This is a genomic window from Microbacterium sp. T32 (assembly GCF_001619615.1).
Lineage (GTDB): Bacteria > Actinomycetota > Actinomycetes > Actinomycetales > Microbacteriaceae > Microbacterium.
The window spans coordinates 99,831-115,515 of sequence record NZ_LQQP01000001.1 but is presented as its reverse complement, the minus strand read 5'-3'; the positions used below and the strand labels follow the sequence as shown (position 1 = coordinate 115,515).

At 69.4% G+C, this 15,685-nt stretch carries 16 protein-coding genes and 1 tRNA gene; 7 read left to right on the top strand and 10 right to left on the bottom strand.

What is annotated here, in order from left to right; all coding sequences use genetic code 11:
* The first annotated feature begins 40 nt into the window (after nt 1-40).
* The gene (locus tag AVW09_RS00575) at nt 41-955 is read left to right on the top strand and encodes a LysR family transcriptional regulator (protein WP_063256131.1); all 915 of its coding nucleotides are present in this window, start codon (nt 41-43) and stop codon (nt 953-955) included.
* Here the strand turns inward: AVW09_RS00575 and AVW09_RS00570 are convergent.
* Complete coding sequence (locus tag AVW09_RS00570; RefSeq protein WP_063256128.1) at nt 927-1,355, bottom strand: MarR family winged helix-turn-helix transcriptional regulator; 429 nt, start codon at nt 1,353-1,355, stop codon at nt 927-929. The two genes, AVW09_RS00575 and AVW09_RS00570, sit on opposite strands and share 29 nt — an antisense overlap.
* 85 nt (nt 1,356-1,440) lie before the next feature.
* On the opposite strand from AVW09_RS00570, the gene AVW09_RS00565 reads away from it, so the two are divergent.
* Complete coding sequence (locus AVW09_RS00565) at nt 1,441-1,827, top strand: DUF7882 family protein (protein ID WP_063256122.1); 387 nt, start codon at nt 1,441-1,443, stop codon at nt 1,825-1,827.
* Nucleotides 1,828-1,921: 94 nt separating this feature from the next.
* Nucleotides 1,922-2,269 (top strand): hypothetical protein, encoded by a 348-nt coding sequence (locus tag AVW09_RS00560; protein WP_156495896.1) that lies wholly within the window; start codon nt 1,922-1,924, stop codon nt 2,267-2,269.
* 76 nt (nt 2,270-2,345) lie between these two features.
* Here the strand turns inward: AVW09_RS00560 and AVW09_RS00555 are convergent, their stop codons facing one another.
* Entirely contained in the window at nt 2,346-3,155 is an 810-nt protein-coding gene (locus tag AVW09_RS00555) for a helix-turn-helix domain-containing protein (protein WP_197462526.1), read from the bottom strand.
* 73 nt (nt 3,156-3,228) lie between these two features.
* On the opposite strand from AVW09_RS00555, the gene AVW09_RS00550 reads away from it, so the two are divergent.
* Complete coding sequence (locus AVW09_RS00550; RefSeq protein WP_063256111.1) at nt 3,229-4,176, top strand: phytanoyl-CoA dioxygenase family protein; 948 nt, start codon at nt 3,229-3,231, stop codon at nt 4,174-4,176.
* 70 nt (nt 4,177-4,246) lie between these two features.
* Here AVW09_RS00550 and AVW09_RS00545 read toward each other — a convergent pair whose 3' ends face one another.
* Genes AVW09_RS00545 through AVW09_RS00525 form a run of 5 tightly spaced genes read right to left on the bottom strand, consistent with a single transcriptional unit; the run spans nt 4,247 to nt 11,462 of the window.
* Nucleotides 4,247-6,310, bottom strand: a complete 2,064-nt coding sequence (locus tag AVW09_RS00545; RefSeq protein WP_063256109.1) for an alpha-galactosidase — start codon at nt 6,308-6,310, stop codon at nt 4,247-4,249.
* A 9-nt stretch (nt 6,311-6,319) separates the two neighbouring features.
* Entirely contained in the window at nt 6,320-7,645 is a 1,326-nt protein-coding gene (locus AVW09_RS00540; protein WP_063256107.1) for an ABC transporter substrate-binding protein, read from the bottom strand.
* 48 nt (nt 7,646-7,693) lie between these two features.
* Nucleotides 7,694-8,551, bottom strand: a complete 858-nt coding sequence (locus AVW09_RS00535; RefSeq protein WP_197462525.1) for a carbohydrate ABC transporter permease — start codon at nt 8,549-8,551, stop codon at nt 7,694-7,696.
* Nucleotides 8,548-9,456 (bottom strand): carbohydrate ABC transporter permease, encoded by a 909-nt coding sequence (locus AVW09_RS00530; protein ID WP_063256104.1) that lies wholly within the window; start codon nt 9,454-9,456, stop codon nt 8,548-8,550. The genes AVW09_RS00535 and AVW09_RS00530 overlap by 4 nt, the downstream gene beginning before the upstream one ends.
* Nucleotides 9,453-11,462 carry a beta-galactosidase gene (locus tag AVW09_RS00525; protein ID WP_063256102.1) on the bottom strand — a complete coding sequence of 670 codons (2,010 nt, stop codon included), beginning with the start codon at nt 11,460-11,462 and terminating at the stop codon, nt 9,453-9,455. Before AVW09_RS00525 ends, AVW09_RS00530 begins: the two co-directional genes overlap by 4 nt.
* A 163-nt stretch (nt 11,463-11,625) precedes the next feature.
* Here AVW09_RS00525 and AVW09_RS00520 point away from each other — a divergent pair, with 163 nt between their 5' ends.
* On the top strand, nt 11,626-12,639 hold the full coding sequence (locus AVW09_RS00520) for a LacI family DNA-binding transcriptional regulator (protein WP_231901724.1): 1,014 nt from the start codon (nt 11,626-11,628) through the stop codon (nt 12,637-12,639).
* A 61-nt stretch (nt 12,640-12,700) separates the two neighbouring features.
* On the opposite strand, the gene AVW09_RS00515 is transcribed toward AVW09_RS00520, so the two are convergent.
* Nucleotides 12,701-12,782 (bottom strand) — tRNA-Tyr (locus AVW09_RS00515).
* Nucleotides 12,783-12,923: 141 nt separating this feature from the next.
* Between AVW09_RS00515 and AVW09_RS00510 the strand changes: the two genes are divergently transcribed.
* Together AVW09_RS00510 and AVW09_RS00505 are read left to right on the top strand one after the other, a co-directional pair.
* Nucleotides 12,924-13,490, top strand: coding sequence for a hypothetical protein (locus tag AVW09_RS00510; RefSeq protein WP_063256100.1), 567 nt, complete (start codon nt 12,924-12,926; stop codon nt 13,488-13,490).
* Nucleotides 13,429-13,788 carry a hypothetical protein gene (locus tag AVW09_RS00505; protein ID WP_156495895.1) on the top strand — a complete coding sequence of 120 codons (360 nt, stop codon included), beginning with the start codon at nt 13,429-13,431 and terminating at the stop codon, nt 13,786-13,788. The genes AVW09_RS00510 and AVW09_RS00505 overlap by 62 nt, the downstream gene beginning before the upstream one ends.
* A 481-nt stretch (nt 13,789-14,269) precedes the next feature.
* On the opposite strand, the gene AVW09_RS00500 is transcribed toward AVW09_RS00505, so the two are convergent.
* A complete protein-coding gene (locus AVW09_RS00500) occupies nt 14,270-15,145 on the bottom strand; it encodes a PfkB family carbohydrate kinase (protein ID WP_063256096.1) in 876 nt (291 codons plus the stop codon).
* On the bottom strand, nt 15,142-15,642 hold the full coding sequence (locus AVW09_RS00495) for an FBP domain-containing protein (RefSeq protein ID WP_063256094.1): 501 nt from the start codon (nt 15,640-15,642) through the stop codon (nt 15,142-15,144). Before AVW09_RS00495 ends, AVW09_RS00500 begins: the two co-directional genes overlap by 4 nt.
* Nucleotides 15,643-15,685: the final 43 nt, after the last annotated feature.

The following is a 15,685-nucleotide window of genomic DNA, read 5'->3' as shown; positions in this document are numbered from 1 at the left end:
TTTGTGACGGGTATCGCTCGATGAAACCGAAGGGGCATCCATGTTCGATCTCCGCCGTCTGCGTCTGCTGCACGAGCTGTCGATGCGCGGCACCCTCGCCGCCGTCGCGGAGGCCCTGTCGTTCAGCCCCTCGACGATCTCGCAGCAGCTCGCTCAGTTGGAACGCGACGCGGGCGTCGCTCTGCTCGAACCCGACGGCCGCCGCGTCCGTCTCACCGCCCAGGGCGAGGCGCTCGCCGCCCACGCGGCCCGCATGCTCGCCGCCGACGAGGCAGCACGGGCCGAACTCGAGTCCCTGCAGCCCTCGCTCGCGCCCGTCCGCCTCGCGGTCATGCAGTCCGCCGCTCACGGCCTGGTTCCGCGCGCCCTCGACGCTCTCGCCGAGTCGGAGCCGCGCCTGCGCGTGGAGATCTCCGAGCTCGCACCCGAGGAGGGGCTGTTCGAGGTCGCCGCGCGAGGCTTCGACCTCGCCGTCGCCGAGCAGTACCCCGGTCACACGCGCGAGCAGCGCGCGCTCCTCGACCGCCGCGCCCTGGGGAGGGATGCCATCCGCCTCGCCGTCGGCCCGGGGGACCCCGCCCGTTCGCTCGCCGACCTCCGCGATCGGGCGTGGGTGATGGAACCCGAGGGCACCGCCGCCCGGCAATGGGCGACGCAGCAGTGCCGCGCCGCCGGATTCGAGCCCGACGTGCGCTTCGAGCTCGCCGATCTCACCGCGCACGTCCGGCTCGTGGCATCCGGCCATGCCGTGGGGATGATCCCCGCCCTGGTGTTCGGCGGCGACGAACCCACGACCCGCTCGATCGACCTGCCCGGGCAGCCGCGCCGCGAGATCTTCACCGCGGTGCGGCGGGGGACGGCCGACCGGCCCGGCATCCGCGCGGTGCGCACGGCACTCGAGGACGCGTTCGCCCGCATCCCGGGGATCAGTGCCGGGCCAGAACCTCTCCCGTGATCCGCTGCAGCGTCTCGGCGAAGGCGTTCGCCGCGGCCGCGGGTTCCGCCGCGATGGCGTCGTCGAGGTCACGGGCGAAGCGGTCGAGCTGCGCCCACGGCATCGCGGACAGGTCGACCTCGAGGTGGATGTGGTTGACCCGGCGATCCTCGGTGTCGAGTTCGCGGCGCAGAAGGCCGCGCTCGACGAGTCGGTCGACGAGCGTCGTGACACCGGCCGACGTGACCCCTAGATGATCCCGTAAAGCGGACGGACGGATGCCGGGCTGCTCGCGGATCCGCAGCAGCGCACGCACCTCGGTCTCGCTGAGGCGCAGCTCGGCGCGGGTGGCGGCCTCGGCGGAGCGCCGCGCCTCGATGTAGGCGTCGAGCGCCGTGGAGAGAGCGGGCCGGGGGGACATGGCATCCACCCTAGTCAGAGCTGATTAAACCTGTGAATATTTCAGAGGGTTATTTAACTCGTTTAAATAGTGCTACGGTCGCGACATGGCCCGTCTCTACTACGGCACCGATGCCTCTCCGGTGACCTTCCCCGACCGTCTGCTGGCCTACGTCAAGGTGATCACCGCCACCAAGCTCCGACGCAACGAGTCCTTCACCCTCACCTGGACCGGCGACCCCGACACCGCGGGACGCTCAGCGATCTGGCTGCACCCCTCCATCCCGATGCGCTTCGTCTTCATCTCCACCGAACCCGAACAGCTCGTGGGCGAATACCTCCGCGCGCTGGCCGACCAGGCGAACGCCTCCGCCGGTCTCGTCATCGACCTGCGCACGTGGGAGAACGACGAGCAGTTGGTCTCGCGCGCGTCGAGTTCGCAGGCGCCGGCCCGTCGCCCCGTGCGCGCGGTGCGCGCGGTGCGCGCCGCATAGAAACCGCGGATAAGCCCGCCGCACACGCCCTTTCCCGGGTGGCAGCCGGGATAATGGCTCGAGCGCATGTCGCGCGCCCGAGACGGAGTGTGTTGTGCCTGTACGTGATCTGCTGGACATGCAGTTGCTCGAGGAGTGGCTCGAAGAGTTCCGCGGCCTCGGCTACCTGACCGGCAGCGACATCCGCGTGCTCGAACAGCAGGACGAGACCGACGTCAACCGCGGCCTGATCGTCGTCGACCTCAGCGAGGCCGCCACGATCACCTACCTGCAGCCGATCGCCGGGAGCGATGGACGCTGGTCGGCGACCATGGAGGCCCGCGACACGACGATCGTGCTCACGGCCGTCGAGATCGTCAACCTCGGCAACGAGCTGAACGTCCTCGGCGCGCTCGTGTCGTTCCTCGAGACGAAGTCGCGCGAACTCCTCGCCGCCTGCTGAGACGTCATCCCCCGTGGCGCCGCGTCGTTCCTCGAGACGAAGTCGCGCGGACTCCTCGCTGCCTGCCGGCCACACCTCACACCTCGTGGCGCCGTCGATAGGCCGCCGGGGCTTCGCCCGTGTGGTCGCGAAAGCGCGCGTAGAACTGGCTGAGTGAACCGAATCCCGCGGATACCGCGATGTCGGGGATCGCCTCGTCCGTCGTCAGTAGCAGCTCCCGTGCGCGGGCGATCCGGCACTGCGCGAGGTACTCGCCGATCGTGACCCCGAGCGCCGCCCGGAACACCGTCATCGCGTGGTGCGGGTGCAGGTGGACGTGGTCGGCGACCTGGGCGACCGAGACGTCCTCGGCGGCATGCTCCGCGATCCACGCCGCCATGTCGGCCACGTCGGCCCGCAGCCCTCCCGCGACACTCCCCGCGGCCACCCCCGCCGCGGTCGCCTGCGCGGCGCGCAGGACGAACGCCTGCACCTCCCCCACCGCCGCCCGCCGGAGCGGATGCCCGGGACGCAGCTCCTCGCCCCAGGACCCGACCCGCTCGGCCAGGTCGAGCGGCCCGCGAGCCGCTTCCGCCACCGCGATGTCGCCGGCGAACATCCGCGCGAGGAACTCCCCCGGCAGGCGCCACCCGCGCGCCTGAGCGAGCGGCACCGTGAGCCACGTGAGCTCGCTGCCGCCGGAGTCGCGCACGAGCTGATGCGGCCGCGCCGCCCAGAACACCGCGAGCGCCCCCGCCGGGATGACGACCTGCCGCCCGTCGACGAGGTACTCCAGCTCCACCGGGGCGGTGTTGAACTCCAGGTCGTCGTGGGTGTGCGCCACGGACATCCGCGGCACGGCGCCCCGCCAACACGCGAGATCGAACGACGAGGGGGTGGCATCCATGATCCGAGTATCCCGGAAGTATGTGCGTCTGCGCAGGAGGAAATCGGCGTTCATCCGATCGTACGGTGAGGTCATGAGCACCCTCACCCCGACACCGACCTCCGTGTCCACCGCCCCGTACCACCTGACCCCCGAGCAGATCGAGCACTTCGACGCGCACGGTTACGTCGTGCTGCCCGGGCGCATCCCGCCCGACCTGCTCGCGCGTCTGCAGGACGCCGCCGACGAGTGGATCGCCGCCGGTCGCGCCCTCGGCCCCGACCACCCCGACGGTCCCGACTACCAGTGGGCCACCCGCGGCGGCGCGCAGCGCATGTTCCGCGTCGACTACCTCCACGGCAAAGGCTCCGCGGCCTCCCTGGAGCTGCTCGGCTCGCCCGCCGTCCTCGGCATCGCCGAGAGCCTCGCCGGTCCCGACCTCGTCCCCACCTACGAGTCGCTCGTCTTCAAGGACACCGGCGACGGCGCGGCGATCGACTGGCACCAGGATGCCGTGCACCCCCGCACGCACCGCATCTTCAACGTCGACGTCTACCTCGACGCCTCCAAGGCCGGCGAAGGCGCCCTCCGCGTCGCCCCCGGCTCGCACCTCGCGCCCGTCGACGTCTGCCAGCTGCAGGACGAGTACGGGTGGGACGCACCCGGCGTCGTCCAGGTCGAGCTCGAGCCCGGCGACGTGCTCGTCCACGACGTGATGGTGGTGCACGGTTCCGAGGCCGTCACCGGCAACCGCCTGCGCCGCACCATCTACTACGAATTCCGCGCCGCCGAGCAGATCCAGGCGGAGGGACCGTGGGATGCCGAGTGGGTCGACCGTCGCATGCGCCTGCTGCCCCTCGGACTCGAGGCCCACGCCCGCCGTTTCCCCGGTCAGGAGCAGTTCCAGTGGAACGCCTCGCCCCAGCTCCGACCCGAGATGTCGGGCGACGCCGACGCCGAGCTGCGCATCGCCCACCTCGTGCACTCCCCCGGCTCGTACTGCAGCGCCGGCAGCGTGCCGTTCACCCCCGACGAGGACTGAACCCGACGAGGACCGAACCGGGAACAGGAAAACCCCGCCCCTTTCTCGGGGCGGGGTTTTCGCTGTCATCTCATTCCGTCGTCACATGCAGGAGCAGTGCCTCCCCGGGCGCGAGCAGCGGCGGGGGCAGCACGCCCTCGGCCAGCACCGATCCGGGGAGGACCGCACCGCCGGCCACGAGCCAGGCGGGATCGGCATCCTGGACCGTCCGCACCGGCGCGCCGACGTCGATCGCCCGCACCCGGTAGCGCCGGTCGGTGTCGAGGCCCGGCAGCACGATCGGGGACGGCAGCGCCTGATCGAACCGGTCCAGCGCGACGTACGCGAACAACGCCTCGCCGCGATCGGGGGCGACGACACCGTGCTGGAGCACGGCCGGGTCGGGGTCGTCGACCCGGACCGTCGCGCCGCCGTGGAGGAGCGCCCGATGGGCGCGGTACAGCGCGGTCCACGCGGCGAGTGCGTCGAGCTGTGCGTCGTCGGCCTTCGAGATGTCGGATTCGATCCCGGCGTGGAGGAACAGCGCCGTCGTCATCCGGAATGCCAGCGAGGCGGTGCGACCGGTGGTGTGCGCGCGCTCGTCGCCGACGTGCGAACCGAGGAACTCCGGCGGGATCAGGATGCCGGTCCACCGCTGGATCCGCTGGCGGGCGAGCGGGTCGTTGGTGTCGCTGGTCCAGAACCGGTCGACGCGGCGCAGGATACCGAGGTCGATCCGGGCACCCCCGGACGCGCACGACTCGATCTCGACACCCGGGTGCGCGGCGCGCAGGGCGTCGAGCAAACGGTACAGAGCGCGCACCTGATCCCCGGTGCGGGGGACGAGGAGGTCGCGGTTGTGGTCCCACTTCAGCGCCGCGATCGGATACTGCGCGAGCAGCGCGTCGAGCCGGTCGTGGATGTACTGCCACGCGTCGGGGTGCGTGAGGTCCAGCACGTGCTGGAACCGCCAGGTCACGGCATCCGCGGGGGTCAGCATCCACTCGGGGTGCGCCCGCGCGAGGTCGGAGTCGTCGCTGATCATCTCGGGCTCGACCCACAGACCGAACTCGAGGCCGTCGCCGTTGACGCGCGAGATCAGCGGGTCGAGGCCGTCCGGCCACACGCGTTCGTCCACAGTCCAGTCGCCGAGCGCGCGGCGGTCGTCGGTGCGCCCGTGGAACCACCCGTCGTCGAGCACGAGGCGTTCCGCACCCACGCGGGCGGCGGCATCGACGAGCGGCGTGAGACGCTCCAGCGACTGCTCGAAGTACACCGCCTCCCAGGTGTTGAGCGTCACCGGACGCGGGCCCCGGGGCGTCGCCCACGACCGCACCCACGGGTGCAGACGTGCCGAGAGCCCGTCGAGGCCGTCGTCGGACCACACGGCCACGACGGTCGGCGCCTCGTGCGTCTCGCCCGGGGCGAGCGCCAGAGCGTCGAGGCGTTCGCCGGCCCCGACGACGGAGAAACCCACGTCGCTGCGTTCGAACCACACGGAACGGTCGCCGCTCCACGCGACGTGGGTGGCCCACACCTCGCCGTGACGGAACCCGAACCCGGGCGTGCCGACGGTGAACAGGAACGGGTCGTCGTGGCCTCCGCGACCGTGGCGGGTGTCGCGGGCCCAGACGCCGTGGCCCGGGAGCAGACGCTGCGGTTCGCGCTCCCCGGCCCAGCGGCCGGAGAAGTCCAGCACCTCGCGTGCCCGCGCGGGCACGGGCAGGAGCGCGGCGAGCGCGCGCACCTCGATGTCGGCGACACCGTCGTTGCGCACGCGGCGATCGACGAGGAGGACGCCCTGCGGCGTCAGTGTGTAGCGCAGCTCGAGCCACGCGTCGCCGAGGGCGAGCGTCACGACGAGCGTGTCACCGTCGCGTCGGGTGCCGAGGTGGCGCAAAGCTGGGGAGAACGGGGAGATCTCGACGGGGGGACGGCCGGTCCAGCCCTCCGTGAGGAGAGGAACAACACCGACCCGGAAGGGACGATCGATCGAGCTCGGCGCGACGGCGGGGATCGCGGCATCGGCCAGGGCACGGAGGGCGGCGGCGTCGAGGTCACCGAGGGCGCGCCCCCAGTGCACCACGACGGGCGCCGCCGTGCCGCGGGCGTCGAGGATGAAGTCGACGCCCGCGGCGCGGAGGTGATGGATCATGCCTGGAGGTTACTTCGCGACCGGGATCGACTGCGCCTCGAGGGTCGCGATGGTCTTGTCCTGGGCGGATGCCAGCGCCTGGTCGAGCGTGCCCGACCCGGCGACGGCGGCCTTGAAGCCGTCCGACACGTCGGCGTAGACCTGCGTCATCGTGGGACCCCAGACGAAGTTCGGGTCGACCTCACTGGAGGCCTTGGCGAACACGTCGTAGATCTTCTGGTCACCGTAGAAGGGCACGCCCTCCTGCAGCGAGGGCAGCTTCAGGCCGTCCTTGGTCGCGGGGTAGATCGCCGCGGTCTTGTTCAGCGACGTCAGCGCCTCCTCGGAGGTGTTCAGCCACAGCGCGAACTTCGCCGCCTCGTAGAGGTGCTTCGTGGACTTGAAGACGGCGATCGAGGATCCGCCCCAGTTCCCGGCGACCGACTGCCCGGCCTGCCACTGCGGAGCCTCGGCCACCGCCCACTTGCCCGACGTGTCGGGAGCACCGCTGGAGATGGAGTTGGCACCCCAGACGGCGGAGTTCCACGTCCACACCTGGCCGGTGTTGTACGCGTTGTTCCACTCGTCGGTCCAGGCCGGGTACGACGACACGAGGTCGTCGGCGATCAGGCCCTGCCAGTAGTCGGCGACCTTCTTCGAGGCGTCGCTGGTGAGGTCGACCTTCCAGGCGTCGCCGTCGTTGGAGAACCACTGACCGCCGGCCTGCCACACGAAGCCCGCGAACTGGTTGATGTCACTCTGCGAGAAGTTGGTGATATAACCGCCGAGCGCGCGGATCTTCTTCGCCGCCTCGCGGTACTCGTCCCACGTCGTGGGGATCGCGATGCCGTTCTGCTCGAACAGGTCCTTGCGGTAGAACAGCGCCATGGGGCCGGCATCCTGAGGCACGCCGTAGACCTCGTTGTCGGTGCCGAGGGTGACCTGCTTCCAGGTCCAGTCGACGAACTGGTCCTTGGCCGCGACGACGTCTTCGCACGCGCCGAGGTTCGCGAGACCGTCCTGCACCCGGAAGTTCGGCAGCGCGTCGTACTCGATCTGGCCGAGGTCGGGGGCGTTCCCCGCCTGGAGCTGGTTGAAGAAGTTCTGGTACGTGCCGGCGTTGCCCGAGGGGCCGGTCTGCACCTGCACCTGGATGTCGGGGTTCTTGTCGTTCCAGATCTTCACGGCATCCTCGATACCCGGGATCCACGACGTGAACGTGAGCGTCACGTTCTCGCCGGCGGGGGCGCACGACGCCGCGTCGGTGCTGCCGGTGCTCGACGACGAGCATCCCGCCATGACCAGGGCGCCCGCGGCGAGCAGGGCGACGCTGACCGCTCTCTTCTTGTGCTGCATGATTCCTTCTCTCGGTTGACCCGCCGGTCGTGCCGGCGGGAGGGTGTGTTACTTGATGGCCCCCGTGCCGAGCCCGGTGCGCCAGTACCTCTGGAGCAGCAGGAACGTCACGATGAGCGGGACGATGGAGATGAGGGACCCGACCAGCACGTACGTGCGCAGCTCGGGGAACTGGTTGATGGTGGAGTTCCACGCATAGAGGCCGTAGGTGACGGGGAACAGATCTTCGCTGCGGAGCATGATCAGCGGCAGGAAGAAGTTGTTCCAGATCGAGACGAACTGGAACAGGAACACCGTCACCAGCGCCGGGAACATCAGACGGATCGACACCGTGAAGAACGTCCGCACCTCCCCCGCCCCGTCGAGGCGGCTGGCCTCGAGGAGTTCGTCGGGAACGGATGCCTCGGCGAACACGCGCGTGAGGTAGACGCCGAACGGGCTCACGATGCTCGGGAGCAGCACGGCCCAGTAGGTGTCGGTGAGCTGCACCTGGCTGAACAGCAGGAACAGCGGCAGCGCGAGGGCCGTGGCGGGCACGAGCACCCCGCCGAGGACGGTGTTGAAGATGGCCTCGCGTCCCGGGAACCGATACTTCGCCAGCGCGTAGCCGCACATCGCGGCGATGACCGTCGCGATGACGCCGCCGACACCCGCGTACAGGACGCTGTTGCCCAGCCACTTCAGGTACACGCCGTCGCGGTAGGCGAACAGCTGCGCGACGTTGTCGAAGAACCGGAAGTCGGCGAACCACAGGGCGTTGGTGCTGAACAGCTGTCCGCGGTCCTTCGTGGATGCCACGACGAGCCACCACAGCGGGATCAGGAAGTACAGCGTGAAGATGCCCATCACGACCATCGCGGTCGTGCGCGACAGGATGCTCTCGCGGGGGCCTGAGCTTGTTTTCATGCCTGTGCTCCACGACGGCTGAGACGGAGGAAGGTGAACGACAGCACGAACGTCGCCAGCGCGAGGACGACCGAGAAGGCCGCCGCGAGCGAGACGTTCGGGATCGAGCTGGTCGCGTAGATCGTCATGTTGGGGGTGAAGGTGCTCGTCACCGCCGAGCTGAACGACCGGAAGGTCTGCGGTTCGGCGAGGAGCTGCAGGGTGCCGATGATCGACAGGACACCGGTGAGCACGAGAGCCGGCCGCACCAGCGGGATCTTGATCGACCAGGCGATGCGGACGTGGCCGGCACCGTCGATGCGCGCCGCCTCGTAGATCTCCTGCGGGATCGCCAGGAGCGTCGAGTAGATGATCAGCATGTTGTAGCTGACGAACACCCACGTCACGACGTTGGCGATCGACCACAGCACGAGATCCGCGGACAGCAGGTCGACGTTCGAGGTGACGGCGGGGAACGGCGAGAGATTCGGCGAGTACAGGAAGCCCCACATGATCGCCGCGATCACGCCCGGGACGGCGTACGGCACGAAGAACGCCAGGCGGAAGAACCGCTTGCCGCGCAGCAGCGGCGAGTCCAGCAGCAGGGCGAACAGCAACGCGAGGCCCAGCATCACCGGCACCTGCACCACGCCGAAGAGCAGCACCCGGCCGACCGACGTCCAGAACGCGGTGTTCTGGAACACGAGGGCGTACTGCGCGAGGCCGCCGAAGACTTCGCGCGCCTGGCCGAACGTGCCCTCGCGCTCGACGACGAGCAGCGACTTCCAGATCGCGTAGCCGATCGGCACCAGGTAGAAGAGCACGAAGAGCACGACGAAGGGGGCGATGAAGGCCGCTATGGCCCTCTTGTGGGGGATGCGTCGACGCCCCCGGGACGTTCGCGCCACTGCGGCAGGAGCGGTCATGAGTGGATCTCCTCTCGGACGACGCGCACGGCGCCGGAGGGCACGCGCAGTCGGTCTTCGACCGCGGTTCCCGTGATGAGCTCGGTGCCGCGCACGTCGGCCACGAGGTCGGTGTCGCCGTGGTTGACGACGAAGACGTAGGACGCGTTGTCCCCGCGGCGCCGCACGATCTCGAACGCCCCGGCGGCGTCGACGTCGAGGGGCGGACGCACGCCCGCCTCCCGCGCGATCGCGCCGATCCGGTCGGCGAGAGCCGCGGGCTCGAGCTGGGTGGCGAAGTACCACGCCCTCCCCCGCCCGTGCGCGTTGCGGGTGATCGCCGGCGACCCGGCCGCGGGACCGTCGGCGAACGTCGCCACCGTCTCCGCCGTCGTCGCGCGCAGGCGCTCGCTCCACAGGTGGGAGCGCGTGCCGTCGTCGAGCGCGATCGCCACGCCGAGCGCGACGGGCGCGAACTCCTCGACATGGATGCCGAGAGCCTCGCGCAGCGGACCGGTGTAGCCCCCCGCCCAGACGCGGTCGTTCTCGTCGACGATGCCCGAGTAGTAGGTCACGACCGCGGTGCCGCCCGCGGCGACCCAGTCGGTCAGGACGGCGGCTTCGTCGGCGCGCAGGAGGTGAAGCCCGGGAACCACGACCACGCGGTACGCGGACAGGTCGCCGCCCGGTCGCACGATGTCCACCGTCAGCCCCTCGGCGTGCAGCGCGGCGTAGGCCGCGTGGACCTGCGTGAGGTAGCCGACCGCCTGGGTGGGGCGGCACTCGGTGTCGGTCGCCCACCACGCCTCCCAGGAGAAGACGACGGCGGCGTCGGCGAGGACGCGCGAGCCCGCGACCTCGCCGAGCCGGTCCAGGATGCCGCCGAGTTCGACGACCTCTCGCCACACCGCGGAGTCGGTGCCGGCGTGCGGCAGCATCGCGGAGTGGAACTTCTCGGCGCCCTGCAGAGAGGCACGCCACTGGAAGAAGCACACGCCGTCGGCGCCGCGCGCGACGTGGGTGAGCGAGTTGCGCAGCAGCTGACCGGGCTCCTTGGCGAGGTTCAGCGGCTGCCAGTTGACGGCACCGGTGGAGTGCTCCATGAGGATCCACGGCGCGCCCTTCGCCAGCCCCCGGGTGAGGTCCGCGGCGAACGCGAGCTCGCTCAGCGGGTCACCCAGGCGGTGGTCGAGGTAGTGGTCGTTGGCGACGACGTCCATCTCGTCGGCCCACGTCCAGTAGTCCATGTTCTCGATGTGCGCGGTGACCATGAAGTTCGTCGTCACCGGGCGGTCGCTGAGGCGCCGGAGCACGTCGGCCTCCGCCCGATACTGCGCGAAGACGGCGTCCGAGCTGAAGCGGTGGAAGTCCAGCAGCTGCCCCGGGTTCCGGGCCGACAGGGCCGCCCGCGGCGGGAGGATCTCCTCCCAGTCGTAATACGACTGGCTCCAGAACGCGGTGCCCCAGGCCCGGTTGAGCTCGGCGACGGACCCGTACCGCTCACGCAGCCAGACCCGGAACGCCGCGGCGCTCTCGTCGCAATAGCAGAGGGCGTTGTGGCATCCGAGTTCGTTCGAGACGTGCCAGAGCGCCACGGCGGGGTGCGACCCGTACCGCGCGGCGACCGCTTCGACGAGACGGAGGGATGCCGTGCGGAAGATCGGCGAGCTGGGGCACCAGGCCTGGCGTCCGCCGGGGTAGCGGCGCGTGCCGTCCTCCGCCATCGGCAGAACCTCGGGATACGCACGGCTGAGCCACGCGGGCGCGGAGGCGGTCCCGGTCCCGAGGTTGACCCGGATGCCGGCGGCGTGCAGCCGCTCGAGGATGTCGTCCAGGGCCGCGAAGTCGAACGCGTCCGGGCCCGGCTGCAGGTGCGACCACCCGAAGATGTTGATCGCGACCAGATCGACCCCGGCCTCGCGCATCAGGCGGATGTCCTCGTCCCACACCTCGGGCGCCCACTGCTCGGGGTTGTAGTCGCACCCGAAGGCGATGCCCTCGTGCGTGAAGGGGGTCCGGCCGGTCATCCTGCTCCTCGTTCTGTGAACGTGCACAGTCTCGAGCGGGATGCCTCACCGTCGAGGTTCTGTGAACGTACACAGAGTGGCATCCGGCGTTTTCCGCGTCAAGTCTTCGTTATCAATCTGTGCTCGTTCACACACGGGGTCTCCCCGCCCTAGGATCGGGATCGTGGATACGGAGCGTCGGCGTCGCGCCACCGTGAAGGACGTCGCTCTCGAGGCGGGGGTTTCGCGGGGGACGGTGAGCCGCGTGCTGAACGGGCAGCCGTATGTCTCGGAGGACGCGCGCGCGGCGATCGAGGCCGCGATCGCGAAGGTCGGGTTCGTCCCCAATCGCGCGGCGCGCAGCCTCGTGATGCAGAGCTCCCAGGCGATCGGCCTCATCGTGCACGAGCCGCACTCGCTGTTCGTGGAGGACCCCAACATCGCCTCGATCCTGCTGGGCGCCAACAGCGCTCTCTCCGAGGCGGATTACCAACTGTCGTGCCTGATCGCCGACACACCCCGCGACGTGGATCGGCTCGCGCGCTACCTCAGCGGCGGGCTCATCGACGGCGTGATCATCGTCTCGGCGCGCGTCGGCGACCCCATCACCCGCGCGGTCGTCGAACTGGGGCTGCCCGCCGCATTCGTCGGCAACCCGCGCGACATCGGCGACGCCGCGCACGTGGCCATCGACAACCGCGGCTCGGCGCGCGAGATCACGAAACGCCTCGTCGGCACGGGCCGCCGCCGCGTCGGCATGGTCGCTGCGGCTCTCGACCGCGACTCCGGCGCCGATCGCCTCGCCGGGTTCGTCGACGCCCTCGGCGGCGACTTCGACCCGCAGCTCGTCGAGCGGGTGCCGTTCTACTCGTTCTCCGACGGCAAGGCGGGCATGAAGCGCCTTCTCGAGCGCGTCCCCGACATCGACGGTGTCTTCGCCTCGAGCGACGCCGTCGCCGCCGGAGCCATCGAGGCGCTGCGCGAAGCGGGTCGTCGCGTGCCCGACGACGTGGGCATCGTCGGCTTCGACGACAGCTCGTGGGCCCTGCGCTGCGATCCCCCGCTGTCGACCGTGCACCAACCCGCCGACGAGCTGGGCAGCGCCGCGGCCCGCGCCGTCCTCGCGCAGCTCGACGGTCAGACCTTCACCGCCCCGATCCTGCTGGAGAGCCCGATCGTCTGGCGCGAGTCGGCCTGAAACTCGGCGCCCATCAACGACAAAAGCCCCGGTCTCCCGGGGCTTTTCTCTTGTGTGTCGGTGGCGAGTGAGGGATTCGAACCCCCGAATGCAATGCAGTCTGATTTACAGTCAGATCCCTTTGGCCGCTTGGGTAACTCGCCAGGTGCGCACCCGCCCGGCTTTCGCAGTCGACCGGAGGCGCGATCACCTACCTTACCCTCCCCGAGGGGGTGCTTCCAACACGGGCTGAAGGTCAACTCCACATCAAGCGTGGCGGCGGTCCGCTTCGCTATGATCTGGCTGTGCAGGGGGCCAGCGACTATGTGTGGACACCCTCGGACGTCTTCGGCGGCCTTCAGTTGGCTGTGGCGGTGCTCGGGTTCGGCGTTGCGATCTGGCAACTCGTGAGGACCGCCAACGCCACTGCGAAGTCCGCTCGCGCGCTTGGGCAGCGTCTAATCGCGAACGATCTTCTTGTGCTTCTGCCAGACCTAGAACACCTCGAAGATGCTCTCGACGCCGCGGTCAAGACCACCAAGCCTGACAAGGTCGGGACAGCACTCGCAGAGTACGCCCGCAAAGCGCAACGAATCCACGGACACCTCAAAGCGACTCCCGCGTTCAGTGGAGCCGATCTCGTGGACTTGATTGAGGCCAGCGTGAAGGAGGCGAGGACGGCGAAGGAGGCCCTTTACGAGGGCGGAACTATCGACGTCGTCGCCGTTGCGCGGACGGCTAGGCAGAGCATCGGTAAGGTCATTTTGGAGGCAGCCAGCTTCTCTGCCTCGCTTCAGAAGGGGTCCGAAAGTGGCACTCAACGCAAGCAATCTTGGTTCCGTCCTCGGAAAGCTCTTCGCCAAGACGGCTAATGGGGACTTGACGTGGAGCGCGTCCAACGAACCGACCGAGTACAAGACGGGTACCACGAAATTCTGGTACTACATCAAGACTCGCGACGAGGACGGCGTCGCCCCCTACAGGTTCCAGGTCTTCAGGAGGGACGCAAACCCAGTCAAGCTAGCCGAGGAATTCTCGGTAGATCAAGACGAGGCACTCGCTCAGAAGTTCGCAGCGCTTCATGAGCAGGCCTTTAGATCTGCTAACGGCCTTCGTCGTGAGCTGAGCGAGGAGATCTTGTCCGACCTCGATGACATCGAGCCGTTCTAATGCTTCCGATGTCTGACAGCGGGATACCCGCAGACCTCTCGTCGTCGTACCGGCGCTTCTCACGCAAGTCACGGCGCTTTCCCTCTCGACGTCGTTCACCGAAGATGCCGATTGCCTTACCCTCGCCCATGTCGGTGAACGGATCGATCAGGCCGCCGCGGTCTAGGTGCCGGGTGAAGCCGCCGGTTACGAAGGCCCCGATCCAGTCGAACTCGTCGAGATAGGTCCGCGCGAGGCGTTCGCCTTCAACCACAATCAGAACGTCGAACTCACCGGTCTCGAGGCAGGATTTGCGCTCCCAGTGCGGCTTCTAGCGTTGTCTCGTCTATCGCCTTTCCGCTGTGGGCGATTCGGTCATCGCTGGATGTATTCTGCGAATCCGAGCGTAGACCTGCTCTCTCTTGCTCATGGTCGTTCCACGCCCCGGATTCCCCGGACGTCAACTGTAATCAGTGTGAACGTATGAGCGCCTGGGCGGGCTTCACTCGGGGATCCGCAGCAGAGCGCCCTCGCTCCGGCAGGTGGCGGCGGCCACCTCCATCGCGCGGTCGAGCACGTAGCCCCAGCCCGCCTCGTCCTCGGGCAGCCCACCGCGCACGAGCGCCGCCGTCGTCGAGAGCACGGCGTCGCCGCCGCCCATGGTGTCGACGATGGGCTCGGGACGCTCGACGATGGGGCGCGACACGGTCAGGCCGTGCGCGTCGATCGCGGCTCCCCCGGCACCGTAGGTGGCGAGCACCGCCTCGACGCCGAGCGCCGCGAGCTTCTCGCGGAGTCCTTCGAGCGGGCCGCCGTAGAGGAGCTGAGCGTCGTCCTCGCCGACCTTCACCAGCTGCGCCTGCGCCGCGGCCTTCTCGAAACCGCGCACGAACTCCTCACGGTCGTGCAACATGCCCGCGCGGGGGTTCGGGTCGATCGCGAGCGACGTCGAGCCCACGGCATCCAGGAGCGCGTCGGTCTGCTCCGCGTCGTCGAACGGGAAGCAGCTCACCACGACGAGCGGCGCCTCGGCGAGGGCGGCGCGCTCGGCCTCGCCGTAGCGGACGCGGCGGTTCTGGGCGGCCTCGTTGAAGACGTACTCCGGCTCGCCACCCGCCGATCGCGTGCTCACGGCACGCGACGACCCGTGCTCCGAGGGGCTCTGGAGCAGGTGGACGTCGTACTCGGAGAGGTAGCTGCGGATTTGCTCCCCCGCGGCGTCATCGCCGACCATGGCGATGAGCGACGTGGGAACGCCCAGGCGCGACAACCCTACGGCGACGTTCAGCGCCGCACCCCCGACGAACTCGCGGACACCCTCGTCGTCGCGCAGTTCGTCGATCAGGGCGTCGCCGATGACGACGACGCGGCCGGTCACCGCTCGACCCCGGCCGTCTCGAGCACACGCTCCACGAACGCCTCGGTACGACGCTTGGTGCCGTCGATCTTCATGTCCACACTCCCGCGGATCTCACTCGGCGCCAGCGGCATCGCCAGGCGCACGTTCTCGTGGCACGACAGGTCGGCGCACATGTACGTCCCGACCGTATCGCCGTGTTCGCCCGCAGCCCCGGCCTTGCGCGCCGTGAAAAGCGACACCTGGTCGCCGGGCTGCATCGTGTGGCACAGGTTGCACATCGCCGCGCGCGCCCGGGACTGCCCGTCGGCGACCCGCAGCACGATGCCGGTGGGCTCGCCGTCGCGCTCGGTCACGAGGTAGCCGCGCCCGCGGGTGCGGGGGTCGCGCCACGCGAAGAAGTCGAGGTGGTCCCAGTCGGTGAGCAGGAAGTCGTGCGGCAGCGCCACGACCCGCAACTCCTCGGGCGCGGCGTTGACGAACGCCTCGCGCACCTCGTTCTCGGTGAGTGCTCGCATGGCATCCGAGTCTACGAGCGACCGCCACCCGCTGGGCCGGTCG

Excerpts from the sequence above, each read along its gene's own strand:
- AVW09_RS00525 (WP_063256102.1), bottom strand. The coding sequence starts at position 11,462 with ATGACCGGCCGGACCCCCTTCACGCACGAGGGCATCGCCTTCGGGTGC.
- AVW09_RS00535 (WP_197462525.1), bottom strand. The coding sequence starts at position 8,551 with ATGAAAACAAGCTCAGGCCCCCGCGAGAGCATCCTGTCGCGCACGACC.
- AVW09_RS00550 (WP_063256111.1), top strand. The coding sequence starts at position 3,229 with ATGAGCACCCTCACCCCGACACCGACCTCCGTGTCCACCGCCCCGTAC.
- AVW09_RS00575 (WP_063256131.1), top strand. The coding sequence starts at position 41 with ATGTTCGATCTCCGCCGTCTGCGTCTGCTGCACGAGCTGTCGATGCGC.
- AVW09_RS00495 (WP_063256094.1), bottom strand. The coding sequence starts at position 15,642 with ATGCGAGCACTCACCGAGAACGAGGTGCGCGAGGCGTTCGTCAACGCC.
- AVW09_RS00570 (WP_063256128.1), bottom strand. The coding sequence starts at position 1,355 with ATGTCCCCCCGGCCCGCTCTCTCCACGGCGCTCGACGCCTACATCGAG.
- AVW09_RS00555 (WP_197462526.1), bottom strand. The coding sequence starts at position 3,155 with ATGGATGCCACCCCCTCGTCGTTCGATCTCGCGTGTTGGCGGGGCGCC.
- AVW09_RS00530 (WP_063256104.1), bottom strand. The coding sequence starts at position 9,456 with ATGACCGCTCCTGCCGCAGTGGCGCGAACGTCCCGGGGGCGTCGACGC.
- AVW09_RS00540 (WP_063256107.1), bottom strand. The coding sequence starts at position 7,645 with ATGCAGCACAAGAAGAGAGCGGTCAGCGTCGCCCTGCTCGCCGCGGGC.
- AVW09_RS00565 (WP_063256122.1), top strand. The coding sequence starts at position 1,441 with ATGGCCCGTCTCTACTACGGCACCGATGCCTCTCCGGTGACCTTCCCC.
- AVW09_RS00545 (WP_063256109.1), bottom strand. The coding sequence starts at position 6,310 with ATGATCCATCACCTCCGCGCCGCGGGCGTCGACTTCATCCTCGACGCC.